23 protein-coding genes are annotated in these 25,905 nt (G+C 66.1%); 19 read left to right on the forward strand and 4 right to left on the reverse strand.

Going from position 1 to position 25,905, the window contains the following annotated elements:
* Positions 1-21 precede the first annotated feature (21 nt).
* Positions 22-1,029 carry a Bug family tripartite tricarboxylate transporter substrate binding protein gene (locus tag ABL843_RS20890; protein WP_126024890.1) on the reverse strand — a complete coding sequence of 336 codons (1,008 nt, stop codon included), beginning with the start codon at positions 1,027-1,029 and terminating at the stop codon, positions 22-24.
* Between the two features lie 115 nt (positions 1,030-1,144).
* Positions 1,145-2,014 (reverse strand): FadR/GntR family transcriptional regulator, encoded by an 870-nt coding sequence (locus ABL843_RS20895; RefSeq protein WP_126024889.1) that lies wholly within the window; start codon positions 2,012-2,014, stop codon positions 1,145-1,147.
* Between the two features lie 238 nt (positions 2,015-2,252).
* On the opposite strand from ABL843_RS20895, the gene ABL843_RS20900 reads away from it, so the two are divergent.
* The 19 genes from ABL843_RS20900 to ABL843_RS20990 all read left to right on the forward strand — a co-directional run bounded on the left by ABL843_RS20900 (position 2,253) and on the right by ABL843_RS20990 (position 24,398).
* Positions 2,253-3,065, forward strand: coding sequence for an NAD-dependent epimerase/dehydratase family protein (locus ABL843_RS20900; protein WP_418117134.1), 813 nt, complete (start codon positions 2,253-2,255; stop codon positions 3,063-3,065).
* Positions 3,066-3,069: 4 nt separating this feature from the next.
* Positions 3,070-3,960: an SMP-30/gluconolactonase/LRE family protein gene (locus ABL843_RS20905; protein ID WP_418117136.1), complete on the forward strand. Its 891-nt coding sequence runs from the start codon at positions 3,070-3,072 to the stop codon at positions 3,958-3,960.
* Between the two features lie 40 nt (positions 3,961-4,000).
* Positions 4,001-4,981 carry a TRAP transporter substrate-binding protein gene (locus ABL843_RS20910; RefSeq protein ID WP_126024886.1) on the forward strand — a complete coding sequence of 327 codons (981 nt, stop codon included), beginning with the start codon at positions 4,001-4,003 and terminating at the stop codon, positions 4,979-4,981.
* Positions 4,982-5,122: 141 nt separating this feature from the next.
* Entirely contained in the window at positions 5,123-5,611 is a 489-nt protein-coding gene (locus tag ABL843_RS20915) for a TRAP transporter small permease (protein ID WP_126024885.1), read from the forward strand.
* Between the two features lie 146 nt (positions 5,612-5,757).
* Positions 5,758-7,053, forward strand: a complete 1,296-nt coding sequence (locus tag ABL843_RS20920; RefSeq protein WP_126024884.1) for a TRAP transporter large permease — start codon at positions 5,758-5,760, stop codon at positions 7,051-7,053.
* Positions 7,054-7,191: 138 nt separating this feature from the next.
* Entirely contained in the window at positions 7,192-8,766 is a 1,575-nt protein-coding gene (gene garD, locus ABL843_RS20925) for a galactarate dehydratase (protein ID WP_418117137.1), read from the forward strand.
* Between the two features lie 80 nt (positions 8,767-8,846).
* Positions 8,847-9,611: an SDR family NAD(P)-dependent oxidoreductase gene (locus ABL843_RS20930; protein WP_369661540.1), complete on the forward strand. Its 765-nt coding sequence runs from the start codon at positions 8,847-8,849 to the stop codon at positions 9,609-9,611.
* A gap of 58 nt (positions 9,612-9,669) precedes the next feature.
* Positions 9,670-10,647, forward strand: coding sequence for a tripartite tricarboxylate transporter substrate binding protein (locus tag ABL843_RS20935; RefSeq protein ID WP_369661539.1), 978 nt, complete (start codon positions 9,670-9,672; stop codon positions 10,645-10,647).
* Positions 10,648-10,656: 9 nt separating this feature from the next.
* On the forward strand, positions 10,657-11,724 hold the full coding sequence (locus ABL843_RS20940) for a lactonase family protein (protein ID WP_418117138.1): 1,068 nt from the start codon (positions 10,657-10,659) through the stop codon (positions 11,722-11,724).
* Positions 11,725-11,764: 40 nt separating this feature from the next.
* Complete coding sequence (locus ABL843_RS20945) at positions 11,765-12,760, forward strand: Bug family tripartite tricarboxylate transporter substrate binding protein (RefSeq protein ID WP_418117139.1); 996 nt, start codon at positions 11,765-11,767, stop codon at positions 12,758-12,760.
* Positions 12,761-12,871: 111 nt separating this feature from the next.
* The gene (gene asd, locus ABL843_RS20950; RefSeq protein WP_369661537.1) at positions 12,872-13,723 is read left to right on the forward strand and encodes an archaetidylserine decarboxylase; all 852 of its coding nucleotides are present in this window, start codon (positions 12,872-12,874) and stop codon (positions 13,721-13,723) included.
* A gap of 178 nt (positions 13,724-13,901) precedes the next feature.
* Positions 13,902-14,348, forward strand: coding sequence for a winged helix-turn-helix transcriptional regulator (locus ABL843_RS20955; RefSeq protein ID WP_418117140.1), 447 nt, complete (start codon positions 13,902-13,904; stop codon positions 14,346-14,348).
* Between the two features lie 84 nt (positions 14,349-14,432).
* Positions 14,433-14,783, forward strand: a complete 351-nt coding sequence (locus tag ABL843_RS20960) for an FKBP-type peptidyl-prolyl cis-trans isomerase (protein ID WP_013540334.1) — start codon at positions 14,433-14,435, stop codon at positions 14,781-14,783.
* 187 nt (positions 14,784-14,970) lie between these two features.
* Entirely contained in the window at positions 14,971-15,507 is a 537-nt protein-coding gene (gene grpE, locus ABL843_RS20965) for a nucleotide exchange factor GrpE (RefSeq protein WP_240650802.1), read from the forward strand.
* A 118-nt stretch (positions 15,508-15,625) separates the two neighbouring features.
* Positions 15,626-17,563, forward strand: a complete 1,938-nt coding sequence (dnaK, locus tag ABL843_RS20970) for a molecular chaperone DnaK (RefSeq protein ID WP_418117141.1) — start codon at positions 15,626-15,628, stop codon at positions 17,561-17,563.
* Between the two features lie 108 nt (positions 17,564-17,671).
* The gene (dnaJ, locus tag ABL843_RS20975; protein ID WP_418117142.1) at positions 17,672-18,799 is read left to right on the forward strand and encodes a molecular chaperone DnaJ; all 1,128 of its coding nucleotides are present in this window, start codon (positions 17,672-17,674) and stop codon (positions 18,797-18,799) included.
* A gap of 782 nt (positions 18,800-19,581) precedes the next feature.
* Positions 19,582-21,504 carry a PrkA family serine protein kinase gene (locus ABL843_RS20980; RefSeq protein ID WP_126024873.1) on the forward strand — a complete coding sequence of 641 codons (1,923 nt, stop codon included), beginning with the start codon at positions 19,582-19,584 and terminating at the stop codon, positions 21,502-21,504.
* A 51-nt stretch (positions 21,505-21,555) separates the two neighbouring features.
* Entirely contained in the window at positions 21,556-22,848 is a 1,293-nt protein-coding gene (locus ABL843_RS20985) for a YeaH/YhbH family protein (RefSeq protein WP_184641403.1), read from the forward strand.
* A complete protein-coding gene (locus tag ABL843_RS20990; protein ID WP_418117143.1) occupies positions 22,845-24,398 on the forward strand; it encodes a SpoVR family protein in 1,554 nt (517 codons plus the stop codon). Before ABL843_RS20985 ends, ABL843_RS20990 begins: the two co-directional genes overlap by 4 nt.
* A gap of 18 nt (positions 24,399-24,416) precedes the next feature.
* Here the strand turns inward: ABL843_RS20990 and aroQ are convergent, their stop codons facing one another.
* Together aroQ and ABL843_RS21000 are read right to left on the reverse strand one after the other, a co-directional pair.
* Complete coding sequence (gene aroQ / locus ABL843_RS20995; protein WP_126024870.1) at positions 24,417-24,857, reverse strand: type II 3-dehydroquinate dehydratase; 441 nt, start codon at positions 24,855-24,857, stop codon at positions 24,417-24,419.
* 37 nt (positions 24,858-24,894) lie between these two features.
* Positions 24,895-25,863, reverse strand: a complete 969-nt coding sequence (locus tag ABL843_RS21000) for a LysR family transcriptional regulator (protein WP_418117144.1) — start codon at positions 25,861-25,863, stop codon at positions 24,895-24,897.
* Positions 25,864-25,905: the final 42 nt, after the last annotated feature.

Consider the following 25,905-nt stretch of genomic DNA (forward strand, 5'->3'; position numbering starts at 1 on the left):
GAAAAAGATGGATGAGGCCGGTCAGTCGAGCCTGACGTTCGCCTCTTTGATGACCTGCGCCCAGCGCGCGCGCTCCTTGGCGAAGAACTGGTCCTGCTCGGGCGCGGTCATGGTCACGACCTCGGCGCCCTGCCCCGCGAGGCGGGCGCGGATGTCGGCGGTGCGGATGATGCGCACCAGCTCGCGGTTGAGCCGGTTGATGATCGCGTCGGGCACGCCGCGCGCGGCGACCATCCCCTGCCAGGTGCCCGACTCGTAGCCGGGAGCGCCCTGCTCCGCGATGGTCGGCACGCTGCCGATCAGCGGCATGCGCGTGGCCTTGGACACGGCGATCAGCTTGAGCTTGCCGGCCTGCACCTGCGGGTAGGTGGCGAGCATGCCGTTCATGAGCACCTGCGTCTGGCCCGAGACGGTGTCGAGCACGGCCTGCACGCCGCCCTTGTAGGGCACGTACTCCCACTTGGCGCCGATGCGGCGCTGCAGCTCGATGCCCGCGAGGTGCGCGGTGCTGCCGCTGGCGGTAACGGCGAAGTTGAGATCGCTTTTCTTCGAGAGCTCGACCAGTTCCTTCAGCGTGTTCGCCTGCACCGAAGGGTGCACCACCAGCAGGTGCGGCGAATAGGCCAGCATGGAAACGCTGCGCAGGTCCTTCGACGGATCGAAAGGCAGCTTGGGGTAGAGCGACGGGCTGATGGCCAGCGCGCCCAGGTCGCACAGCATCAGCGTGTAGCCGTCGGCCGGCGCCTTGGCCAGCAGGTCGGCGCCGAGGTTGCCGTTGGCGCCTGCCTTGTTGTCGATGACGACGGGCTGGCCCAGCGCCTCGGACAACGGCTGGCTGATGGCCCGCGCGATGATGTCGGACGAACCGCCCGGCGGGTACGGAACGATGATCCGGATCGGCTTCGAGGGCCAGTTGCCGGTGCCGCCCTGCGCGCCGGCCGCGGCCTGCGCGAAGGAGCGCGCCGGCAGGCTGGCGGCCAGGGTGGTTGCCAGTGCGGCGCCGAGTGCGCCGCGTCGGGAGATGGTCATGCTGCCTCCAGTTGTTCGATGGTCGTCATGGCCTTGCGCGCGACGAGCCGCACAAGTTATCAGTCATCGTACAACTAGAGAGATGACTTGTCCAGCATGGCGGACAAGAAAAATATCAGTGAGAGGAAGCGCCGTCGGTCGACGGCACGGCCGCATCGGCGGCACCTGCCGCGGATGCATCGGCTTTCGCCTTCTGCTGCGCCGCCTCCTGCGCCATGCGCAGCCGCTCTCGGCTGTTGGTCAGGTGGATGCGCATCGCGGCGCGCGCCGACTCGGGGTCGCGCCGCGCGATGGCCGCGTAGATCTCTTCGTGCTCGCGGTTGACGCGGCTCAGGTAAGGCGCCCCGCCCTCGTGCGTGCGGATGGCGCTGATGCGCGTGCGCGGAATGAGCGTGGTGCCCAGGTGCCGCATGATGTCCGCGAAGTACGGGTTGCCGGTCGACTCGGCGATCTGCAGGTGGAAGCGGAAGTCGGGCCCCACCGTGTCGCCCGCCGCCACCACGTTGCGCTCGAAGTCGTCGAGCGCCTGGCGCATGGCCACCAGCTGCTCGTCGGTGCGGCGGCTGGCGGCGAGGCCGGCCGATTCGGTCTCCAGGCTGATGCGCAGCTCCAGCACGGCGAGCACGTCGACCGACGCGGCGATCTCGCCCGGATCGAGGCGGAACACCCCGCCGGTGCGCGGCTGCAGCACGAAGGTGCCGACGCCGTGCAGCGTCTCGACCAGTCCCGCTGCCTGCAGCTTCGACAGCGCCTCGCGCACCACGGTGCGGCTCACGCCGTAGGCCTGCATGATGGCCGACTCGGTCGGCAGCTTGTCGCCCGGCCGCAGCGACTGGCTGCGGATCTTCTCGCCCAGGTCTTCCACCAGCCCGTGCGCGAGGCCGCGCGCGCGCTGGCGCGGACGCCCCACGAAGGAAGAAGCCGAAGAGCCCGCCTCCGCCGGAGCGTCCGACACCAAGGGATTACCCGCAGTCGTCTGAACCATGGCCACGATGATAATCTCCAAACTAGTTGTACGACAACAGATAACTTATCACTCAACTCCCAAGCGTCGCGGGCTTGTCCGCCAGCGGCCTTCGGTTTCCACGGCACCGAAATGCAGCGCCTTTTCGACCTAGCGACCTCGACCTTGCTTCACCGGCATCGTACCGGTCGCTTCCGCGAAACCGCCGCGACGGCGGCCCCTCGGAAACCATGACTCCTGCATGCAAGGACGGCCAACCATGACAGACAACAACAAGATGAACCGCCTCCTGCTGACCGGCGCGGCCGGCGGCCTCGGCAAGGTGCTGCGCGAGCGGCTCAAGCCCTATGCGAACGTGCTGCGCCTGTCCGACATCGCCTCGCTGGCACCGGCCACCGGCGCGAACGAGGAAACCGTGCCCTGCGACCTCTCGGACAAGGCCGCGGTGCATGCGCTGGTGGAAGGCTGCGACGCCATCGTCCACCTGGGCGGCGTGTCGGTGGAGCGGCCGTTCGAGGAAATCCTCGAAGCCAACATCAAGGGCGTGTTCCACATCTACGAGGCCGCGCGCCGCCATGGCGTGAAGCGCGTGGTGTTCGCGAGCTCGAACCACGTGATCGGCTTCTACAAGCAGAGCGAGCACATCGACGCCCATGCCGCACGCCGGCCAGACGGCTACTACGGCCTGTCGAAGTCCTTCGGCGAAGACGTGGCGCAGTTCTACTTCGACCGCTGGGGCATCGAGACGGTGAGCATCCGCATCGGCTCCTCCTTCCCCGAGCCGGCCAACCGCCGGATGATGAGCACCTGGCTGAGCTACCGCGACCTGACCGCGCTGATCGAGAAGTCGCTCTTCACCCCCGGCGTGAAGCACACGGTGGTCTACGGCATGTCGAACAATCGCGACGTGTGGTGGGACAACAGCGCCGCCGCGCACCTGGGCTTCGTGCCGCAGGACAGCTCCGAAGTGTTCCGCGACAAGGTCGAGCAGCAGCCTCCGGTGGCACCGACCGACCCCAACGCCATCTACCAGGGCGGCGCCTTCACTGCACAGGGGCCATTCGGCGATTGAGGCGATGCAAGCTGAACTCGTCCTCGACGCTCGCAACGGCACCGGCGAGAGCCCGGTGTGGCATGCCGCCGAGCAGGCGCTGTACTGGGTCGATATTCCCGCGCGCACGCTGAACCGCTGGCATGCGGGCGAAGGCCACGCGCAGTGGAAGGCCGATGAAATGATCGCCTGCATCGCGCCGCGCGCCGACGCGCCCGGCGAGTGGATCGCCGGCATGGAAAGCGGCCTCTTCTCGCTGAAGCCGCAGGCCGACGGCACGCTGGCCTGCGCGCCGCTCGCTTCCGTCGACCACGCCGCGCCCGCCATGCGCTTCAACGACGGCCGCTGCGACCGCCAGGGCCGCTTCTGGGCCGGCACCATGCTGCTGGACATGGCGGCTGGCGCACGCGTCGGCCGACTCTACAGCTACGCCAGCGGCAGCGCGAAGGCCGACCAGCGCCTCGACGACTTCATCGTGCCCAACGGCCTGGCCTTCAGCCCCGACGGCCGCACGATGTACATCTCGGATTCGCACCCCACGGTGCAGGCCGTCTGGGCCTTCGACTACGACATCGCCACCGGCACGCCAGGCAACCGCCGCCTCTTCGTCGACATGAAGCCCCTGCCCGGCCGCCCCGACGGCGCCGCCATGGACACCGACGGCTGCTACTGGATCTGCGGCAACGACGCGGGCCTGGTGCACCGCTTCACTCCCGACGGCCGGCTCGACCGCTCGCTCGAAGTGCCGGTGAAGAAACCCGCCATGTGCGCCTTCGGCGGCGCGGGCCTCGACACCCTGTTCGTCACCTCGATCCGGCCCGGCGGCATCGACCTGTCGGACCAGCCGCTGGCCGGCGGCGTGTTCGCGCTGCGGCCCGGCGCGCAGGGCGTGCCCGAGCCGGCCTTCGGCAGCTGACCCCCTTTTTCAACAACCACCAAACCAGAGGACGAGACAAATGAAATTCGCCAAGAAGACCCTGATCGCAATTTCCGCGTGCGCAGCAGCCGCGCTGACCACCATGGCTGCACACGCCACCGAGTTCCGTTCGGCCGACATCCACCCCGACGACTACCCCACCGTGACCGCGGTGAAGTTCATGAGCGAGCGCCTGAAGGCGCTGTCGGGCGGCAAGCACAGCATCAAGGTGTTCAACAACAGTGCGCTCGGCAGCGAGAAGGACACGATCGAGCAGGCCAAGATCGGCGCGCTGCAGATGGTGCGCGTGAACATCGCGCCCATGAACAACATCTGCCCCGAGACGCAGGTGCCGACCATGCCCTTCCTGTTCCGATCGGTCGACCACCTGCACAAGGTGCTGGACGGCCCGATCGGCGAAGAGATTCTGAAGTCGTGCGAGAAGCAGGGCTTCGTGGGCCTGGCCTACTACGACAGCGGCGCGCGCTCGATGTTCACCGCCAAGAAGCCGGTGCGCAGCTTCGCCGACATGAAGGGCCTGAAGGTGCGCGTGCAGCAGTCCGACCTGTGGGTGTCGATGCTCGAGGCCATGGGCGCCAACGCCACGCCCATGCCCATGGGCGAGGTCTACACGGGCCTGAAGACCGGCCTGATCGACGCCGCCGAGAACAACTACCCCACCTATGAAAGCGCGCGCGCCTTCGAAGTGGCCAAGTACTACAGCAAGACCGAGCACTCGATGGCGCCCGAGATGCTGCTGTTCTCCAAGCGCGTGTGGGACAAGCTCTCCGCCGAGGAGCAGGGCTGGATCCGCCAGGCCGCCAAGGAGTCGGTGCCCTACATGCGCAAGCAGTGGGAAGAGCGCGAAGTGAAGTCGCTGGCCACGGTGAAGGCCGGCGGCGCCGAGATCATCGAGGTCGACAAGGCCCCGTTCCAGGCGGCGATGAAGCCGGTGTACGACAAGTTCATCACCGACGCGAAGCTCAAGGACCTCGTGAAGCGCGTGCAAGAGACGAAGTAAGCGAACCGCCCTGCTGAACCAACTCCTTCCCCCTCTGGGGGAAGGCCGGGATGGGGGCACGACGGCGCTGGCATAGGGACGCCGCTAGCCCCCACCCCTGCCCTCCCCCAGAGGGGGAGGGAGAAACAGAGAAAAACCTTCATGTACACCAAACTCTGCCGCACGCTCGCCCGTGCCTGCATGTGGTTGGGCATCCTCGGTCTCGTGGCGGTCATCTGCGCCGTGAGCTGGCAGGTGTTCGGCCGCTACGTGCTCAACAACACCCCCACCTGGGCCGAAAGCCTCGCGCTGCTGCTGGTGCTCTACGTCACCATGCTCGGCGTGGCCGTGGGCGTGCGCGACGCGGGCCACATCGGGCTCGAATCCTTCCTCGTGCTCGCGCCCGACTGGCTGCGGCTGAAGATGGAATACCTTATCCACGCGCTGATCCTGCTGTTCGGCCTGGCCATGGCCTGGAACTGCGCCGAGCTGGCCGGTTCGGTTTGGGAATACCGGCTGCCCACGCTGTGGATCTCCGAGGGCTGGAAGTACGTGCCGGCCTCGGTCGCGGGCGTGCTGATCGTCCTCTTCTCCATCGAACACATCATCGCCCTGGCCCAAGGCCGCGAAGTGGAACCCGCCTGGGGATAACGAATGCACACCCCCAGGCTTCGCGCACTTCGTGTCGCTTCTCCAACCCCCTTGCAGGGGGCAATGCCTGCGGCCCGGCAAAGCCGGTTCCGCGGCATTCCCCGAACAGTCCATAGCGCCCCCACCACCGGCGAGGCGGCCAGATCATGACCATTCCCCTTTTGATTCTCTGCCTCTCGTTCACGCTCTTCCTCCTGCTGGGCGTGCCGGTGGCTTTCTCCATCGGCCTGTCGGCCCTGGCCACGCTGCTGTATGAAGGCCTGCCGCTGGCGGTCGGCTTCCAGCAGATGACCTCGGGCATGGGCATCTTCTCGTTCCTCGCCATCCCGTTCTTCATCTTCGCCGGCGAGCTGATGCTCTACGGCGGCATCGCGGACCGCATCGTCAACCTGGCGCGCGACCTCGTGGGCCACGTGCGCGGTGGCCTCGGCATGTCGAACGTGGTGGCCTGCACGCTGTTCGGCGGCGTCTCGGGCTCGCCCGTGGCGGACGTCTCGGCCATGGGCGCCGTGATGATCCCGATGATGAAGAAGGAGGGCTATCACGCCGACTACGCGGTCAACGTGACGACCCACGCGGCACTGGTCGGCGCGCTGATGCCGACCAGCCACAACCTCATCATCTATTCGCTGGCCGCGGGCGGAAAGGTGTCGATCGCGGCGCTGATCCTCGCGGCGCTGCTGCCGGCGGCGGTGCTCACCGTCAGCAACCTGGCGGCCGCCTACCTGGTGGCAGTCAAGCGCGGCTACCCCGCCGGCACCTTCCCGGGCTGGGCCATCGTGGCGCGCTCGTTCGCGGCGGCGCTGCCGGGCCTGTTCGTGGTGCTGCTGATCCTGGGCGGCATCCTGTCGGGCATCTTCACGGCCACCGAGTCGGCGGCGGTGGCTGTGCTCTACGCGCTGGCCCTCACGATCTTCGTGTACCGCACGCTGAAGTGGGAGCACTTCGTCAAGGCGGCCTCGAAGGCTGTGCGCACCACCGGCGTGATCCTGCTGCTGATCGGCATCTCCAGCACCTTCGGCTACCTCATCAGCCTGTACGGCGTGGCCGAGCTCACGGGACAGATGCTGTCGCAGGTCACGAGCACGCCGTGGGTGATCTTCCTGCTCATCAACATCATCCTGTTCGTGCTGGGCACCTTCCTGGACATGGCCGCCACCATCCTGCTGTGCACGCCGATCTTCCTGCCCATCGCGCAGCAGTACGGCATGACCTCCGTGCAGTTCGGCATCGTGATGCTCATCAACTGCGCGCTGGGCCTGAACACGCCGCCCGTGGGCACGACCCAGTTCGTCGGCTGCGCGATCGGCGGGGTGTCGGTGGGAACGGTGATGCGCACCATCTGGCCGTTCTACGGGGCGCTGATCTTCGCGCTCGGCGTGGTCACCTTCGTGCCCGCGTTCTCCACATGGCTTCCCAGCATGTTCATGGTGGTGAAATGACGCACACCCCCAGTCTTCGCGCACTTCGTGTCGCGCGCGCCTTCCCCCTTGCAGGGGGCAACACCTGCGGCCGGCAAGTCCGGTTCCGCGGTGTTCCACGAAAAGACCGCGCTTTTTCTGTCGCCTTCGAAGCCTGATATGTCCGAGACCGAAAGACCTCCGCTCTACATCCGCATCCACGCCGCGGACAACGTGGCCATCGTCGCCAACGACGGCGGGCTGAAGGCCGGCGCGGAGTTCGCCGACGGCCTTCGGCTGGTGGACAACGTGCCCCAGGGCCACAAGCTCGCGCTGGTCGACCTCGCCGAAGGCGATGCCATCCGCCGCTACGACGTGGTGATCGGCTACGCACAGAAGGCGCTGCCGCGCGGCAGCTGGGTGCACGAGCGCGTGATGCGGATGCCGACCGCGCCCGAGCTCGACGGCCTTCCCATCGCCACGGTCAAGCCCCCTGCCCTGCCGCCGCTGGAGGGCTACACCTTCGAGGGCTACCGCAACGCCGACGGCTCGGTGGGCACGCGCAACATCCTGGCCATCACGCAGACGGTGCAGTGCGTGGCCGGCGTCACCGAGTTCGCGGTGCAGCGCATCAAGGCCGAGCTGCTGCCGAAGTACCCCAACGTCGACGACGTGGTGGCGCTGGAGCACACCTACGGCTGCGGCGTGGCCATCGACGCGCCCGACGCCGTCGTGCCGATCCGCACGCTGCGCAACATCAGCCTCAACCCCAACTTCGGCGGCGAGGTGATGGTGGTGAGCCTGGGCTGCGAGAAGCTGCAGCCCGAGCGGCTGCTGCCGCCGGGCAGCATTCCCATCGCCGACCAGCGTGCCGGCACCACGCCCGATACCGCGCTCGACGTGGTCTGCCTGCAGGACGACGCGCACGTCGGCTTCATGTCGATGATCGATTCGGTCATGCGCCAGGCCGAGGAGCACCTCGCCCGGCTCAACGCGCGCAAACGCGAGACCGTGCCCGCCAGCGAGCTGGTGGTGGGCGTGCAGTGCGGCGGCAGCGATGCCTTCTCGGGCGTCACCGCCAACCCGGCGGTGGGCTTCTGCACCGACCTGCTGGTGCGCGCGGGCGCCACGGTGATGTTCTCCGAGACCACCGAGGTGCGCGACGGCATCGACCAGCTCACCTCGCGCGCGTCCACGCCCGAGGTGGCCGAAGCCATGATCCGCGAGATGGCCTGGTACGACGCCTACCTGAAGAAGGGCATGGTCGACCGCAGCGCCAACACCACGCCGGGCAACAAGAAGGGCGGGCTCTCCAACATCGTCGAGAAGGCGATGGGCTCCATCGTCAAGTCGGGTTCGGCGCCCATCACCGGCGTGCTCGCGCCCGGCGAGAAGGCGAAGCAGAAGGGCCTGATCTACACGGCCACACCCGCCAGCGACTTCATCTGCGGCACGCTGCAACTGGCCGCCGGCATCAACCTGCACGTGTTCACCACCGGCCGCGGCACGCCCTACGGACTGGCCGAGGTGCCGGTGATCAAGGTCGCCACCCGCAGCGACCTCGCGCGCCGCTGGCACGACCTGATGGACGTAAACGCGGGCCGCATCGCCGACGGCGAGGCCACCATCGAGGACATCGGCTGGGAAATGTTCCGCCTGATGCTCGACGTGGCCAGCGGACGGAAGAAGACCTGGGCCGAGCACTGGAAGCTGCACAACGCGCTGGTGCTTTTCAACCCCGCGCCCGTGACCTGAGCAAGGCGCTGCGCGACGCGCGGGTTCACGTCTTTCTGATTTCCTTTCTAAGACCTGTCTCTTCATCAACGGAGCCCCTCATGGAAGACCTCAAGGACAAGACAGCCCTCGTCACCGGCGCCAGCACCGGCATCGGCGCGGCGGTGGCCATCGCCTTCGCCGCGCGCGGCATGCGCGTGGCGGTGCACTACAACAGCTCCGCCGACGCGGCGAACCAGGTGGTCGACACCATCCGCGCGGCCGGCGGCACCGCCTTCGCACTGAAGGCCGACGTGCGCGACACGGGCGCGATCCGCGAGTGCGTGAAGCAGGCCTCGTCGCAGTTCGGCGGCCGCATCGACGTGCTGGTGAACAACGCGGGCAGCCTGGTCAAGCGCGTGCCCATCGCCGAGTTCGACGATGCACTCTTCGACGAAGTGCTGCACATCAACGCGCGCTCGGTGCTCGCTTTCTGCCGCGAGGTGGTTCCGCTGATGCGCAAGAGCGGCGGCGGCAACATCATCAACGTGACCTCTGTCGCGGCACGCACCGGCGGCGGGCCTTCGGCCTATCTGTACGCGGGCTCGAAGGGCTTCGTGAGCACGGCAACGCACGGGCTGGCGAAGGAGCTGGTGGGCGACCGCATCCGCGTGAACGCGGTGGCGCCGGGCGTCATCCAGACGCCCTTCCAGGACCGCTTCTCCACGCCCGCGATGCTGGAGAACTTCCGCGCCGGCATTCCGATGGGCCGCATCGGCACGCCGGATGAATGCGTGGGCGCATTCCTCTACCTCGCATCGGAACAACTCTCGGGCTACGTCACCGGGCAGGTGATCGAGGTGAACGGCGGGCAGTACATGCCCTGACGCGCACCCACACCTTTCAACACTTCAACGCTCAACCACAACAACGGAGACAAGGATCATGAAACGCAAGCAGTTCATTCGCGGCATCGCCGCCCTCTCGGCCACGGCCGCCCTCTCGCTCGGGCTGGCGGCACCGGCCGCCGCACAGGCCGATTTTCCGAACCGCACCATCGAACTGCTCGTGCCCTACCAGCCCGGCGGCGGCACCGACGGCCTGGCGCGTGCCTTCTCGGAAGCGAGCCGCAAGCACATCTCGCAGAGCATCGTGATCGTCAACCGTCCCGGCGCGGGGGGCGCCATCGGCTGGACCGAGGTGATCAACTCCAAGCCCGACGGCTACAAGCTCGCCGTGCTCACGGTCGAGCTGCTGACGCTGCCGCACCTGGGGCTGGCCAAGTTCAACTACGACGACTTCCAGCCGATCGCTCAGCTCAACGCCGATCCGGCCGCGATCACGGTGAAGGCCGACGCGCCGTGGAACACCATCGAGGAGTTCCTGGCCGCCGCGAAGAAATCGCCGGAGAGCGTGCGCGTGGGCAACTCGGGCAACGGCTCGATCTGGCACCTTGCCGCCGCCGCGCTGGAAGACAAGACCGGCGCCAAGTTCGGCCACATCCCGTTCCAGGGCGCGGCACCCGCGGTGCTGGCGCTGCTGGGCGGCCACATCGAGGCCGTGGCGGTGAGCCCGGCCGAGGTGACGACGCACGTGCAGGGCGGCAAGCTAAAGGTGCTGATGGTGATGGCCGACAAGCGCGTGAAGGGCTTCGAGAAGGTGCCCACAGCCAAGGAGCGCGGCATCGACCTGTCGATCGGCACCTGGCGCGGCCTGGGCGCGCCGAAGAACACGCCGCCCGAAGTGATGGCGAAGCTGCGCGAGATCACCGCGAAGACCGCCGCCGAACCGCTGATGCACGAGGTGATGGACAAGCAGAACCTGGGCTATGTCTACACCGACGGCGCGGTGTTCAAGGAAACGCTGGCGAAGGACAACGTGTACTTCAAGCAGCTCATCACCAAACTCAACATCAAGCCCTGAGCCCCGGCCATGAAGAAGACGACCATCGCATCGCTGCTGTGGCTGGCCGCGGCGGTACCCGCATCGGCCGCCACCTGGGTCTACGTGTCGAACGCCGACAGCCAGGAAATCTCGGTGCTCGAGCTCGACAGGAGCCAGGGAGCGCTCAAGCCGGTGCAGACGCTGAACGTGGGCGGCACGGTGATGCCGATGGTGGTGAGCCGCGACAAGCGCGTGCTGTACGCCGCGCTGCGCTCGCAGCCGTTTCGCGTGGCCGCGCTGTCGATCGACGGCGCCAGCGGCAGGCTGCGGAAGCTGGGCGAGGCGCCGCTGGCCGACAGCATGGCCAACATCGACCTCGACACGAGCGGCAAGTGGCTGTTCGCGGCCTCCTACCAGGGCGGCAAGATCACGGTCAACGCGGTGGGCAAGGACGGCACGGTGGGGCCGATCCACCAGCTGATCCAGACGGCGCCCAACGCGCACGCCATCCACGCCGACGCGAGCAACCGCTTCGTGCTCGCCACCAGCCTGGGCGGCGACAACGTGTCGAGCTGGCGCTTCGACGCGGAGAAAGGCCTGCTCTCGCCCAACGATCCGCCGCTGACCACCACCGCCGCGAAGTCGGGCCCGCGCCACTTCGTGTGGGACAAGGCGCAGCGTCACGTCTACCTGCTGGACGAGCTCGACGCCGCGCTGCACGTGTTCGCCTGGGACGCCGCGCGCGGCACGCTCAGGCTCGAACAGAGCACCACCACCCTGCCCGCCGGTTTCACCGGCAAGCCCTGGGCCGCCGACCTGCACCTGACGCCGAACGGGCGCTTCCTCTACGCGTCGGAGCGCACCTCGAGCACGCTCTCGACATTCAAGGTCGACGCCGCTACGGGGCAGCTGCAGCCGCTGGGCCAGACGCCGACCGAGAAGGGGCCGCGCGGCTTCGCCATCGATTCCACCGGCCGCTACCTGATCGCGGCGGGACAGGAATCGAACGGCATCTCCCTCTACGCCATCGACGCCGACACCGGCGCGCTGGGCACGCCCCAGCACCTGGAGGTGGGCAAGAACCCGAACTGGATCGAGATCATCGACCTGCCCTGAAGGGCAGCCGGCGCCAACTGACAACCCAAGGAGACTTCGCATGCAACGCCGCACACTCATCCGCACCGCCCTCGCCTCTTCGGTCGCCGCCGCGCTTCCGGCGGCATTCGCCCAGGGCAGCAGCAACTGGCCCACGGGCAAGCCGATCACCTACCTCGTGCCCTTTCCGGCGGGCGGCACCACCGACGTGCTGGGCCGGCTGATAGGACAGAAGCTGGGCCCCGCGCTGGGCACCACGGTGATCATCGACAACAAGGGCGGCGCCGGCGGCAGCGTGGGCTCCGAGATCGGCTCGCGCGCCGCGCCCGACGGCTTCACGCTGGTGGGCGGCACGATCAGCTCGCACGCGATCAACGTGAGCCTGTACCCCAAGCTCGGCTACGACCCGCAGAAGTCGTTCGCGCCGGTGACGCTGATCGGCACCAACCCGGTGGTGCTGGTGGTGAACCAGGCGAGCCCCTACAAGACGCTGAAGGACGTGATCGCCGCGAGCAAGGGCAAGGCGGGCGGGCTCTCGTCGGCCTCGGCCGGCACGGGCACCTCGCAGCACCTGGCGCTGGAACTGCTGGCCTACAAGTCGGGCGTGAAGTTCACGCACATCCCGTACAAGGGCAGCGGCCCGGCGATCCAGGACGTGATCGGCGGGCAGGTCGACATGATGTTCGACACCACGGTGGTGGCCGGCCCGCACATCCAGAGCGGCAAGCTGCGCGCGATCGCGGTCACCTCGTCGAAGCGGCTGGCCTCGATGCCCGACGTGCCAACGGTGGCCGAGTCGGGCGTGCCGGGCCTGCAGGACTTCGAGGTGGTGTCGTGGCAGGCGATCTTCGTGCCCGCGCACACGCCCGCGCCGGTGGTCGACCGGCTGCACACCGAGATCCGCAAGATCCTCGCGACGCCGGAGATGCAGGACAAGCTCAAGGGCCTCGGCATGGAGCCGGCCGACCTGAGCACGGTGCAGATCGCGGCCTTCCAGAAGGCCGAGGTGGAGAAGTGGGCGCAGGTGATCAAGGCTGCGGGAATCAAGCCCGACTGATCCGGCGCGATCGGCGGGGTCGGCCGGAAGAACCAAGGGAAGCTTCCTACGTCCCGGGCGAAAAGCCCTTTATAGAATGCCCCTCCGATCCGCTTTCCAGATCATTCCCACGTGTCCGACCGCTCCGCCGTACTGCCCCAATACCTGTTTCCCAAGCAGGCCCTGACCAATTTCGCCGGCTGGGTCGCGGGCAAGGAGCGGGGCGCCGTGACGACGTGGATCATCCGGCGCTTCGTGGCCAAGTACGGCGTGGACATGGGCGAGGCGCTCGAGTCGGACATCAGCCACTACAAGAGCTTCAACCAGTTCTTCACGCGCGAGCTCAAGCCCGGCGCCCGGCCCATCGCCCAGGCCGACCTGATCTGCCCCGTGGACGGCGCGATCAGCCAGTTCGGCGCGATCGAAGGCGACCAGATCTTCCAGGCCAAGGGCCACAACTACACGACCACCGCACTGGTGGGCGGCGACGCCACCCTGGCCGCGAAGTTCGCGCACGGCAGCTTCGCCACGCTCTACCTGAGCCCGAAGGACTACCACCGCATCCACATGCCCTGCGACGGGCGGCTGGTGCGCATGATCCACGTGCCGGGCGACCTGTTCTCGGTGAACCCGACGACGGCGCGCGGCGTGCCCGGCCTCTTCGCGCGCAACGAGCGCGTGGTGTGCGTCTTCGAATCGGCGCGCGGGCCCTTCGTGCTGGTGCTGGTGGGCGCCACCATCGTCGGCAGCATGGCCACCGTGTGGCATGGGGTGGTCAATCCGCCGCGCGTGGGCGAGCTGCGCGAGTGGCACTACACCGACCAGCAGATCGACATCCGCAAGGGCGACGAGATGGGCCGGTTCTTGCTGGGCTCCACCGTCGTCATGCTATTCCCGGCGCCCGCGCTGGCTTTCAACCCGCAGTGGTCGCCCGGCCGTGCGATCCGGTTGGGCGAAGCCATGGCCGAATACACCAATTTGTGAGGCTTTGTCTCACAAGCCGCATCCAGCTTGCCTTGACAGCTACAAAACTAGTAGCATCCTCATCGATTGCGCTATAGTCGCCGCCCAACGAGACGGTTCATAACCAACCACAAGAACGCGAGGCATCGCCCTGTCCCCGCAGGTCGACGGCCCGCCCAGCTTCGAGGAGATGATGTCGATGAGTACCAAGGAAAACGCAGCCATCAGCCAGCTGCTCGCCCTGCTCGAAGCCCGTTATGCGCTGCGCGTGCTCTGGGCCCTGCGCGACGGCCATGCGCAGACCTTCCGCCTGCTGCAGGACAGCGTCGGCGGCATCACCCCCAACACGCTCAACACCCGCATCAAGGAACTGCGCGAGGCCGGCCTCGTGGGCCATGGCAGCGACGGCTACAGCCTCACGCTCAGCGGGCAGGACCTGCTCAAGCGCCTGTCCGACCTGCAGGCCTTCGCCGGCAAATGGCAGCTCGGCCAGCAGAAGAAGGCTGCGGCAACTGCGCCGGCCGCAACCGCCTCCGCCGCTCCCGCCATGGCTCCCGCTGCGCCCCCGGCAGCGCCCTCTCCCGAACCTCCTCCGGCGCCTGCGCCTACACCCGCGCCGTCCGGCGACGACAGCAGCCACGGCTGACGGACGGCGGGGCCGCCCGCCGGGCCTCGGTAAACTCCGCGCCTTCGATCCACGGATCTCACATCGACGCAAGGAGCGTTTCCCATGCCCACCACTCCCTCCGGCCTGCAATACGAAGACACCGAAGTCGGCACCGGCGCCGAAGCCAAGGCCGGCCAGCACGTGCACGTGCACTACACCGGCTGGCTCTACAACGACGGCGTGCAAGGCGCCAAGTTCGACTCCAGCCGCGACCGCAACGACCCCTTCGCGTTCTCGCTGGGCGCGGGCCAGGTCATCAAGGGCTGGGACGAAGGCGTGGCCGGCATGAAGATCGGCGGCAAGCGCACGCTGATCATTCCCGCATCGCTGGGCTATGGCGCTCGCGGCGCGGGCGGCGTGATCCCCCCCAATGCCACCCTGAAGTTCGACGTCGAACTGCTCGACGCCCACTGAGCCTCCCAGCTGACGGCTCCAAGGCCCGGTTTCGGGCCTTTTTCGTGTCTCGGAGGTCGTTTCGACCCCATTTTTTCGCTTGAAATGCCTTCGGCCAGCCCCATGTGGCTGGCTATCGTTTGTTTTCCGGCACGTGCCGGTTCTTTGAAAAATGTCTGACCCGCAACAATCCGCACAGAATTCTCAAATGCTGCAAGGCGAGCCCAGCCCCGAAGAACTGGAGGCAGCGCAAGCCGCCAACGAAGCCGAGGCGCTCGATGCCCTGGCCGTCGCCCAGGGCGAACTCGCCGCGCTGCAGACCAAGAATGCCGAGCTTGCCGATCAGTACCTGCGCGCCCAGGCGGACGTGCAGAACGCCCGCCGCCGCGCGGACGAGGAAGTCAGCAAGGCCCGCAAGTTCGCCGTCGAGGCCTTCGCCGAAAGCCTGCTACCGGTCACCGACAGCCTGGAAGCCGGCCTGGCCGTCAAGGACGCCACGCCCGAGCAGATTCGCGAAGGCGCCGAAGCCACGCTGCGCCAGCTCAAGAGCGCGCTCGAACGCAACAAGGTGATCGAAGTGGCCCCCGCGCCCGGCACGAAGTTCGACCCGCACCAGCACCAGGCCATCTCGATGGTCCCCGCCGACCAGGAACCCAACACCGTGGTCACCGTGCTGCAGAAGGGCTACACCATCAACGACCGCGTGCTGCGCCCGGCGCTGGTCACGGTCAGCGCCCCGAAGTGACCCGCCGTTCGGCGACGCACAAGATTCCCACAGGAAATCCCCGCTTCATGCCTTGAATCGCGACGGGTTATCCACAAGTTCATAACAACATATTTTTCAGGCTTTCAGGAGTAAGAACATGGCAAAGATCATCGGCATCGACCTCGGCACCACCAACTCGTGCGTGTCGATCATGGAAGGCAACACCACGCGTGTGATCGAGAACTCGGAAGGTGCGCGCACCACGCCGTCGATCGTCGCGTACCAGGAAGACGGTGAAGTGCTGGTCGGTGCCTCGGCCAAGCGCCAGGCCGTGACCAACCCCAAGAACACGCTGTACGCGATCAAGCGCCTGATCGGGCGCAAGTTCGAGGAAAAGGAAGTCCAGAAGGACATCGACCTGATGCCCTACACCATCGCCAAGGCCGACAACGGCGACGCATGGGTGGAAGTGCGCGGCAAGAAGATCGCCCCGCAGCAGGTCAGCGCCGACATCCTGCGTAAGATGAAGAAGACCGCCGAAGACTACCTCGGCGAGACCGTCAGCGAAGCCGTGATCACGGTGCCCGCCTACTTCAACGACGCCCAGCGCCAGGCCACCAAGGACGCCGGCCGCATCGCGGGCCTCGACGTCAAGCGCATCATCAACGAGCCCACCGCCGCTGCCCTGGCCTTCGGCCTGGACAAGCAGGACAAGGCCGACCGCAAGATCGCCGTGTACGACCTCGGCGGCGGTACCTTCGACGTGTCGATCATCGAAATCGCCGACGTCGACGGCGAGAAGCAGTTCGAAGTGCTTTCGACCAACGGCGACACCTTCCTGGGCGGCGAAGACTTCGACCAGCGCATCATCGACTACATCATCGGCGAGTTCAAAAAGGAACAGGGCGTCGACCTGAGCAAGGACGTGCTGGCACTGCAGCGCCTGAAGGAAGCCGCTGAAAAGGCCAAGATCGAGCTGTCGAACAGCGCGCAGACCGACATCAACCTGCCGTACATCACGGCCGATGCATCGGGTCCGAAGCACCTGAACATCAAGCTGACCCGCGCCAAGCTGGAGAGCCTGGTCGACGAGCTGATCGAGCGCACCATCGCTCCCTGCCGCCTGGCCATCAAGGACGCCGGCATCAGCGTGGGCGACATCAACGACGTGATCCTGGTCGGCGGCATGACCCGCATGCCCAAGGTGCAGGAGAAGGTGAAGGCCTTCTTCGGCAAGGAACCGCGCAAGGACGTGAACCCCGACGAGGCCGTGGCCGTCGGCGCCGCCATCCAGGGCCAGGTGCTCTCGGGCGACCGCAAGGACGTGCTGCTGCTGGACGTGACCCCGCTGTCGCTGGGCATCGAGACCATGGGCGGCGTCATGACCAAGATGATCGCCAAGAACACCACGATCCCGACGAAGTTCGCGCAGACCTTCTCGACCGCAGAGGACAACCAGCCGGCGGTGACCATCAAGGTGTTCCAGGGTGAACGCGACATCGCCGCAGGCAACAAGCTGCTGGGCGAATTCAATCTGGAAGGCATTCCGCCGGCATCGCGCGGCACGCCGCAGATCGAGGTGAGCTTCGACATCGACGCCAACGGCATCCTGCACGTCGGCGCCAAGGACAAGGGCACCGGCAAGGAAAACAAGATCACCATCAAGGCGAGCTCGGGCCTGTCGGAAGACGAGATCCAGAAGATGGTGAAGGATGCCGAGCTGAACGCCGCCGACGACAAGAAGAAGCTCGAGATCGTTCAGGCGCGCAACCAGGGCGAAGCCATGATGCACAGCGTGAAGAAGTCGCTGGGCGAACACGGCGCCAGCCTCGAAGCCGCCGAGAAGGAAGCGATCGAGACCGCGATCAAGAACCTGGAAGAAGCCCTCAAGGGCGAGGACAAGGCCGCGATCGAGGAAAAGACGAACGCGCTGATGACCGCAAGCCAGAAGCTCGGCGAGAAGATGTATGCCGAATCGCAGGCCGCGGCCGGCGCCTCGGCAGCCTCCGGTGCCGCTGGCGCGGAAGCTGCATCGCACGCCCAGGCCGACGACAACGTGGTCGACGCCGAAGTGAAGGAAGTCAAGAAGGGCTGATCTCCAGCCCGCCGACCAAGGCTGGAACACCTGCAAGGGTGCTCCAGCCTTTCTCGCTTCAAGTCACCCGAGTTCCCGCTGCTTCCCTGATCTCCCGATCGACCTGCCATGGCCACCAAACGCGACTACTACGAAACCCTCGGCGTCCCCAAGAACGCCAGCGAAGAAGAAATCAAGAAGGCTTATCGCAAGCTCGCGATGAAGCACCACCCGGACCGCAATCACGGCGACACCGCGAAGGAGGCCGAGGCCAAGTTCAAGGAGGTCAAGGAAGCCTACGAAATGCTGTCCGACGGCCAGAAGCGCGCGGCCTACGACCAGTACGGCCATGCCGGCGTCGACCCGAACATGCGCGGCCCGGGCGCGGAAGGCTTCGGGGGCTTCGCTGAAGCCTTCGGCGACATCTTCGGCGACGTGTTCGGCGGCGGACGCCGTGGCGGCGGCCGGCAGGTCTTCCGCGGCAGCGACCTGAGCTACGCGATGGAGATCACGCTCGAGGAAGCAGCCGAGGGCAAGTCCACCGAGATCCGCATCCCCACCTGGGACGAATGCGAGACCTGCCACGGCTCGGGCGCGAAACCCGGCACCAAGCCCATCACCTGCACCACCTGCCACGGCGCGGGCGCGGTGCAGATGCGCCAGGGCTTCTTCAGCGTGCAGCAGACCTGCCCCACCTGCCACGGCAGCGGCAAGATCATTCCCGAGCCCTGCACCGCGTGCCATGGCCAGGGCAAGATCAAGCGCAACAAGACGCTCGAAGTGAAGATCCGCGCCGGCATCGACGACGGCCAGCGCATGCGCGTGACCGGCAGCGGCGAGCCCGGCGTCAATGGCGGCCCTCCGGGCGACCTGTACATCGAGATCCGACTGAAGAAGCACGACATCTTCGAGCGCGACGGCGACAACCTGCACTGCGTGGTACCGGTGAGCGTGACCACGGCCGCGCTCGGCGGCGAGATCAACGTGCCCACACTGAAGGGCGCGGCGGCCATCGACATTCCCGAAGGCACGCAGAGCGGCAAGCAGTTCCGCCTGCGCGGCAAGGGCATCAAGGGCGTGAACTCGAGCTACCCGGGTGACCTGTACTGCCACGTGCGTGTGGAGACGCCGGTGAAGCTCACCGAGTACCAGCGCAAGCTGCTGAAGGACCTCGACGATTCGCTCAAGAAGGGTGGAGAGAAGCACAGCCCCACCGACAAGGGCTGGTTCGACAAGGCGAAGGAATTCTTCAGCTGATCGTCCTGTACACGCCGGGCCTGCCGCTGCGCAGGAGACCGGCGTCGTGCTTCGGGCCGGCTGCCATGGCCGGCTTCGGCACGCTCAAGCCCCGCTGAAAGGCTGGCCCTGTCTACTTGAGGTTGAACAGCGAACCGGGGCCGCTTCGCTGAACACGGGGGCTCGAAAGCAGCCTCCCCGCTATCCCCACCTATCCCTGGAGCAGACCGGTCACCTTGAACTGGTGCGCCGGTCGCTGCCCCTCGTCGCACCGAGGCGGTGCATCCGCACCAGGAGGATCAGGCCGACCCTGTCCCGGGCGCGATACCGACACCGACTCACGCGAGTCACCTATCCGAAGGTGGCTCAGGGTTTGCTTTTATATTTTTTTGGGTTGAGCAATAAACCGAACGGCAGATCGCGCGTTATTGCAACAGGAACGCCTGTTTTTTGAGCCTCGAAGCTCAATAGGCGATTTTTCCCGGAGAAAAGGCAAAAACGGACGATGGCCATTCGGCATAGGTGTTTTCACCCGGAGAGAATCAAGAAAGCGAGCCTTTGAATTTACCTGAAATCTGGAAATTTGTTCCTTGCTTTTTGTGGAACTTTACTTGGCGTCGTGGTTCTGAATTAACAAATGATTTGCCGGGTTCAATCTTTGCTTTATGCTGATTGTTAGCAGATTGTTGTAAGGGAGTTTTCCACGGCATGCAGCCATGGGCAGGCACACCTTTAAATGTTGCGCAAGGCCTTTGCTGCACGCCATCGGGCCAAAAGCCCACCGACCTGAAGGAGGCGTGACCATGGATGTGATCAGCAACTTTGCCGCCCGCTACGAGCGCACCCGCGAGGAAGTCATCTCGCTGCAGGATTACCTGGACACCTGCAAGCGTGATCCCATGGCGTACGCCACTGCCTCCGAGCGCATGCTCAAGGCCATCGGAGAGCCCCAGCTGGTCGACACCCGCAACGACCCCCGCCTTTCGCGCATCTTCGCGAACAAGGTCATCAAGATCTATCCGGCATTCAAGGAGTTCTATGGCATGGAAGACGCCATAGAACAAGTGGTGTCCTATTTCCGCCACGCCGCGCAGGGGCTGGAAGAAAAGAAGCAAATCCTTTACCTGCTGGGCCCGGTGGGCGGCGGCAAGAGCTCCATCGCGGAGCGCCTGAAGCAGCTCATGGAGCACGTGCCCTTCTATGCCATCCAGGGCTCGCCGGTGAACGAATCGCCGCTGGGCCTCTTCAGCGCGGTCGAGGACGGCGAGATCCTTGAAAAGGAATACGGCATCCCGAGCCGCTACCTGAATCGAATTCTCTCTCCCTGGGCCGTCAAGCGGCTCGAGGAGTACGGCGGCGACATCCGCCAGTTCAAGGTGGTCAAGCGCTTTCCCTCGGTGCTGCGGCAGATCGCGGTCGCCAAGACCGAGCCCGGCGACGAGAACAACCAGGACATCTCCTCGCTGGTCGGCAAGGTCGACATCCGCAAGCTTGAGACCTTCGCCCAGGACGACCCCGACGCCTACTCCTACTCCGGTGGCCTGTGCCTGGCCAACCAGGGCCTGCTGGAGTTCGTGGAAATGTTCAAGGCGCCCATCAAGGTGCTGCACCCGCTGTTGACGGCCACCCAGGAAGGCAACTTCAAGGGTACCGAAGGCTTCGGCGCCATACCCTTCGACGGCATCGTGCTCGCGCACAGCAACGAGAGCGAGTGGAAGGCTTTCCGCAACAACAAGAACAACGAGGCTTTCCTCGACCGGATCTACATCGTCAAGGTGCCCTACTGCCTGCGGGCCTCGGAAGAGATCAAGATCTACGAGAAACTGGTGCGCAACTCCTCGCTCGCCAACGCTCCCTGCGCCCCCGGAACGCTGCGCATGATGGCCCAACTCTCGGTGCTCACCCGCCTGAAGGAGCCGGAGAATTCCAGCACCTTCAGCAAGATGCAGGTGTACGACGGCGAGAACCTCAAGGACACCGACCCCAAGGCCAAGTCGATCCAGGAGTACCGCGACTACGCGGGCGTCGACGAAGGCATGAGCGGCGTTTCCACGCGCTTCGCGTTCAAGATCATCTCCAAGGTCTTCAACTTCGACAGCTCCGAGGTGGCCGCCAACCCGGTGCACCTGATGTACGTGCTCGAGCAGCAGATCGAGCGCGAGCAGTTCCCGCCGGAAGTCGAACAGAAGTACATCAGCTACATCAAGGAGCTTCTGGCGCCGCGCTATGCGGAGTTCATCGGCAAGGAGATCCAGACCGCCTACCTCGAGAGCTACAGCGAGTACGGCCAGAACATCTTCGACCGCTACGTCACCTACGCCGACTACTGGATCCAGGACCAGGAGTTCCGCGACGTGGACACCGGCGAAGTCTTCGATCGCGCCTCGCTCAACGCCGAACTCGAGAAGATCGAGCGGCCCGCGGGCATCGGCAACCCGAAGGACTTCCGCAACGAGATCGTCAACTTCGTGCTGCGCGCGCGGGCCGGCAACGCGGGGCGCAACCCGGCGTGGACCAGCTACGAGAAGCTGCGCTCGGTGATCGAGAAGAAGATGTTCTCCAACACCGAAGAGCTGCTGCCGGTGATCAGCTTCAACACCAAGAGCAGCGCCGACGAGCAGAAGAAGCACGAGGACTTCGTGACCCGCATGGTCGAGAAGGGCTATACGGCCAAGCAGGTGCGCCTGCTGTGCGAGTGGTATCTGCGGGTGCGTAAAAGCTCATAGAAAAACGGCCCTTCCGATCGTTCTCTCTTTGCAAGGAGCGTTGACAACATCGTGGCCATCCTGCAGCAGATCATCGACCGCCGCCTGTCGGGCAAGAACAAGTCCATCGGCAACCGCGAGCGCTTCCTCAGGCGCTACAAGGGGCAGATCCAGGAAGCGGTGAGGCGCGCCGTCAGCGGCCGCAACATCCGCGAACTGGAGCAGGGCGAAGATGTGACGCTGCCGCGCCACGACGTGTCGGAGCCCGTGTTCGGCCACGCCCGCGGCGGCGACCGCGAGTACGTCCACCCCGGCAACCAGGAGTACCTGAAGGGCGACCGCATCAAGCGGCCTGAAGGCGGCGGCGGAGGCGGCTCCGGCAGCGGAGAGGCCAGCGACAGCGGCGAAGGCGAGGACGATTTCGTCTTCCGTCTCACGCGCGAGGAGTTCATGCGCGTCTTCTTCGACGACCTCGCGCTGCCGCACCTCATCCGCACGCAGATCGCCGATGTGCCCGAGTGGAAGAGCCACCGCGCCGGCTTCACCAGCGACGGCTCGCCCAACAACCTGCACGTGGTGCGCTCGATGCGCGGCGCCCTCGCCCGCCGCATCGCGCTGGGCGGCGAGCCGCGCAAGGAGCTCAAGCGGCTGGAGGCGCACCTCGAAAGCCTGCGCAAGCATCCGCAGGTCGAGCAGCCCTTCATCCAGAAGGAAATCCGCGAGACGGAAGAGCGCATCGCCGAAGTGCGCCGCACCATGCGGCACGTGCCCTACATCGACCCCATCGACCTGCGCTACCGCAACCGCGTGAAGACACCGGTGCCCAGCGCCAAGGCCGTGATGTTCTGTCTCATGGACGTGTCGGGCTCGATGGACGAGGCGCGCAAGGACATGGCCAAGCGCTTCTTCATGCTGCTGTACATGTTCCTCACGCGGCACTACGAGAAAATCGACCTGGTCTTCCTGCGCCACCACACGCAGGCGCAGGAAGTGACGGAGGAAGAGTTCTTCCACGCCACGGAAACCGGCGGCACGGTGGTGTCCAGCGCGCTGGTGCTGATGGACGAGATCATCAAGGCGCGCTACCCCAGCGGCGAATGGAACGTGTACGGCGCGCAGGCCAGCGACGGCGACAACTGGCACCAGGACAGCGGCCGCTGCCGCGAACTGCTGGTCGAGAACATCCTGCCGGTCGTGCGCTACTACGCCTACGTGCAGGTGGCCGAGACCGAGCAGAACCTGTGGCAGGAATACCAGCAGCTCGAAGGCGTGGAGCCCAACTTCGCGATGCGCAAGGTGTCCGACGCACAAGACATCTACCCGGTCTTCCGCGACCTGTTCAAGAAGGAAGGGGTCACGTCATGAACACCGCCATCACCGCCCCTCCTCCGGCCACCAGCCTCCCTCGACTGGACCGCCTGCCCAGCCCTTCGGACTGGACCTTCGAACTCATCGAGACCTACCACTCGGAAATCGCCAAGACGGCCCGGGGCTACGGCCTGGACGTGTACGCGAACCAGCTCGAAGTCATCACGGCCGAGCAGATGATGGACGCCTACGCCAGCGTGGGCATGCCCATGATCTACCGGCACTGGTCGTACGGAAAGCAGTTCATCTCGACCGAGAAGAACTACAAGCGCGGCCATATGGGGCTGGCCTACGAGATCGTCATCAACTCCGACCCCTGCATCGCCTACCTGATGGAGGAGAACACCATGGCCATGCAGGCCCTGGTGATCGCGCATGCGGCCTACGGGCACAACAGCTTCTTCAAGGGCAACTACCTGTTCCGGATGTGGACCGACGCCTCGTCCATCATCGACTACCTGGTGTACGCGCGGCACTACATCGCCGAGTGCGAGGAGCGCCACGGCCTGGACGCGGTGGAAGAGCTGCTCGACTCCTGCCATGCGTTGATGAACTACGGCGTCGACCGCTATCGCCGCCCGCAGAAGCGCTCGCTGGCACAGGAAGCCGCCCAGCGCGCCGAACGCGAGCGCCACATGCAGCAGCAGGTGAACGACCTCTGGCGCACGCTGCCGCGCAAGAGCGAGCAGGCGGCCGAGGCCGACGCTGCCAAGCGCTTTCCGTTGGAGCCGCAGGAGAACCTGCTCTACTTCATCGAGAAGAACGCCGCGCTGCTGGAGCCGTGGCAGCGCGAGGTGGTGCGCATCGTGCGCAAGATCGCGCAGTACTTCTACCCGCAGCGCCAGACCCAGGTCATGAACGAAGGCTGGGCCACCTTCTGGCACTACACGCTGCTCAACACCATGTACGACCGCGGACAGCTCGCCGACGGCTTCATGATGGAATGGCTCAGCTCCCACACGGGCGTGATCTTCCAGCCGCCGGTGGGCCACCGCGCCTACAGCGGCATCAACCCGTACGCGCTGGGCTTCGCGATGTACACCGACCTGCGGCGCATCTGCGAGAAGCCCACCGAGGAAGACCGCCGCTGGTTCCCCGACTTCGCGGGCACCGACTGGCTGCGCACGCTCGACTACGCGATGCGCAACTTCAAGGACGAGAGCTTCATCGGCCAGTTCCTGAGTCCGAAGACGATGCGCGACTTCCGCTTCTTCGCGATCCGCGACTTCCAGAGCGAGTCGGAACTGGAGGTATCGGCCATCCACGACGACAGCGGCTACCACGCGCTGCGCGAGTCGCTCTCACGTCAGTACGACATGGGAAGCCGCGAGCCCGACATCCAGGTGTGGAACGTGGCCATGCGCGGCGACCGCTCGCTGACGCTGCGCCATACGCAGCGCAACAACCTGCCGCTGCACGACACGGCCGAAGAAGTGCTCAAGCACGTCGCCCGGCTCTGGGGCTTCGACGTGCACCTGGAGAGCATCGACAGCCAGGGCCGCATCAGCCGCAGCTGGAAGGCCTCGGCGCCCAAACAACTCTACTGAGCGCGCCGCGGGCTCGGGTCAGGCCGCCAGCGCCGTGATGGCGAGGATGTAGCCCTTCACGCCCAGCCCCACGATGATGCCCTTCGCCGCCGGCGAGATGTACGAGTGGTGGCGGAACTCCTCGCGCGCATGCACGTTCGAGATGTGCAGTTCGATCAGCGGCACGCTCGCGCCCTTGATGGCGTCGTGCAGCGCGATCGAGGTGTGGGTGTAGGCGCCGGGGTTCATCACCACGCCGATCATGTTGCCCGCCGCCACTTCGCGGCCGGCCTCCTGGATCCAGTCGATCAGCACGCCTTCATGGTTCGACTGGCGGCATTCGATCTCGACGCCGAACTTCGCGCCGGTTTCCTTGCACAGGCGCTCGACATCGGCCAGCGTGTCGCGTCCGTACTGTTCGGGCTCGCGCGTGCCGAGCAGGTTGAGGTTGGGGCCGTTGAGGACGAGGATCTTCTTCATGATGGTTGTCTGGGGGAATCTGGCGAACGGAGGCCGATTATGGTCTCGCGGCCGTCCTGCGCCTGCGCGCGGCGGACGAGCCGACGTAGTAGTTGTACGAGTCGATGTCGACCACGCAGCGCGCCATCAGATCGACGAAGGAGCGCAGCTTCCGCCCCATGTAGCGCTGCCGCTGGTAGGCGCAGTAGATGCGCCGCGGCTCCGGCTGCCACTGCGGCAGCACCGGCACCAGCACGCCCTGCTCCAGTTCGGGCCGCACGAAGAAGGCGGGCAGCAGCGCGATGCCCAGGCCGTCGATGCAGAAGGTCTTCATCACCCAGTGGTCGTTGGTCTCGAAGGCCGGCTCGGGGCCGAACGCGAAGCTGGCCGCGCCCGACACCAGCAGCACCTGCGAGCGCTCCGAAGGCTCCTTCATCACGATGGACTGGTGCGCCACCAGCTCATCGGGTGACGAGGGCACCCCGTGCCGCGCCAGGTACTGCGGGCTCGCATACAGCCCGTAGCTCAGCCGCCCCAGCAGCCGAGCCACGAGGTTCGGCGCATCGGGCGGCTCGGAGCACACGTAGCAGTCGACGTCGTCGATCCGAGGCGCATGGAAGCCGCTCGCCACGTCGAGTTGGCAGCGCACGTCCGGATGCTCCTCGAGGAACAGCTTGACCACATGGCAGACGAAGGAGGTGCTGAACTGCGTGTCCGACAGCAGCGAGAGGCTGCCCGACACGCCCGTCGTCAGCGCGTGGACCTCGGTGCTGGCCTCTTCGAGCCGGCCCTTCACCTCGTCGAGCAGCCCTTCGCCGCGCACAAGAAACGCGCGGCCGGCCTCGGTGAGCGAGATGCGGCGCGGGCTGCGCAGCAGCAGTTGCGCACCCAGCAGCTCCTCCAGCCGCGTGAGCTGCCGGCTCAGGGTGGCCTTGGAAACGCCGGAGAGGCTTTCGGCCTTGGTGAGGCTGCCGCTCCTGGCGATCAGCACGAAAGCCTCGACCAGGGCGAGATCGATGCGGCTCATGCGGCCCAGCGTTGCAGGAATGAAAAGCAGCGTCTCTTCATG

It is taken from the genome of Variovorax sp. 350MFTsu5.1, from assembly GCF_048302515.1.
Taxonomy (GTDB): Bacteria; Pseudomonadota; Gammaproteobacteria; order Burkholderiales; family Burkholderiaceae_C; genus Variovorax; species Variovorax guangxiensis.

Coding starts and splice junctions, on each gene's coding strand:
- ABL843_RS20960 (WP_013540334.1), top strand. CDS start 14,433: ATGCCCACCACTCCCTCCGGCCTGCAATACGAAGACACCGAAGTCGGC.
- ABL843_RS20905 (WP_418117136.1), top strand. CDS start 3,070: ATGCAAGCTGAACTCGTCCTCGACGCTCGCAACGGCACCGGCGAGAGC.
- ABL843_RS21000 (WP_418117144.1), bottom strand. CDS start 25,863: ATGAGCCGCATCGATCTCGCCCTGGTCGAGGCTTTCGTGCTGATCGCC.
- dnaJ (WP_418117142.1), top strand. CDS start 17,672: ATGGCCACCAAACGCGACTACTACGAAACCCTCGGCGTCCCCAAGAAC.
- ABL843_RS20980 (WP_126024873.1), top strand. CDS start 19,582: ATGGATGTGATCAGCAACTTTGCCGCCCGCTACGAGCGCACCCGCGAG.
- ABL843_RS20890 (WP_126024890.1), bottom strand. CDS start 1,029: ATGACCATCTCCCGACGCGGCGCACTCGGCGCCGCACTGGCAACCACC.
- ABL843_RS20940 (WP_418117138.1), top strand. CDS start 10,657: ATGAAGAAGACGACCATCGCATCGCTGCTGTGGCTGGCCGCGGCGGTA.
- ABL843_RS20920 (WP_126024884.1), top strand. CDS start 5,758: ATGACCATTCCCCTTTTGATTCTCTGCCTCTCGTTCACGCTCTTCCTC.
- ABL843_RS20900 (WP_418117134.1), top strand. CDS start 2,253: ATGACAGACAACAACAAGATGAACCGCCTCCTGCTGACCGGCGCGGCC.
- ABL843_RS20945 (WP_418117139.1), top strand. CDS start 11,765: ATGCAACGCCGCACACTCATCCGCACCGCCCTCGCCTCTTCGGTCGCC.
- ABL843_RS20935 (WP_369661539.1), top strand. CDS start 9,670: ATGAAACGCAAGCAGTTCATTCGCGGCATCGCCGCCCTCTCGGCCACG.
- ABL843_RS20955 (WP_418117140.1), top strand. CDS start 13,902: ATGAGTACCAAGGAAAACGCAGCCATCAGCCAGCTGCTCGCCCTGCTC.
- ABL843_RS20990 (WP_418117143.1), top strand. CDS start 22,845: ATGAACACCGCCATCACCGCCCCTCCTCCGGCCACCAGCCTCCCTCGA.
- garD (WP_418117137.1), top strand. CDS start 7,192: ATGTCCGAGACCGAAAGACCTCCGCTCTACATCCGCATCCACGCCGCG.
- ABL843_RS20910 (WP_126024886.1), top strand. CDS start 4,001: ATGAAATTCGCCAAGAAGACCCTGATCGCAATTTCCGCGTGCGCAGCA.
- ABL843_RS20915 (WP_126024885.1), top strand. CDS start 5,123: ATGTACACCAAACTCTGCCGCACGCTCGCCCGTGCCTGCATGTGGTTG.
- aroQ (WP_126024870.1), bottom strand. CDS start 24,857: ATGAAGAAGATCCTCGTCCTCAACGGCCCCAACCTCAACCTGCTCGGC.
- grpE (WP_240650802.1), top strand. CDS start 14,971: ATGCTGCAAGGCGAGCCCAGCCCCGAAGAACTGGAGGCAGCGCAAGCC.
- ABL843_RS20895 (WP_126024889.1), bottom strand. CDS start 2,014: ATGGTTCAGACGACTGCGGGTAATCCCTTGGTGTCGGACGCTCCGGCG.
- dnaK (WP_418117141.1), top strand. CDS start 15,626: ATGGCAAAGATCATCGGCATCGACCTCGGCACCACCAACTCGTGCGTG.
- ABL843_RS20930 (WP_369661540.1), top strand. CDS start 8,847: ATGGAAGACCTCAAGGACAAGACAGCCCTCGTCACCGGCGCCAGCACC.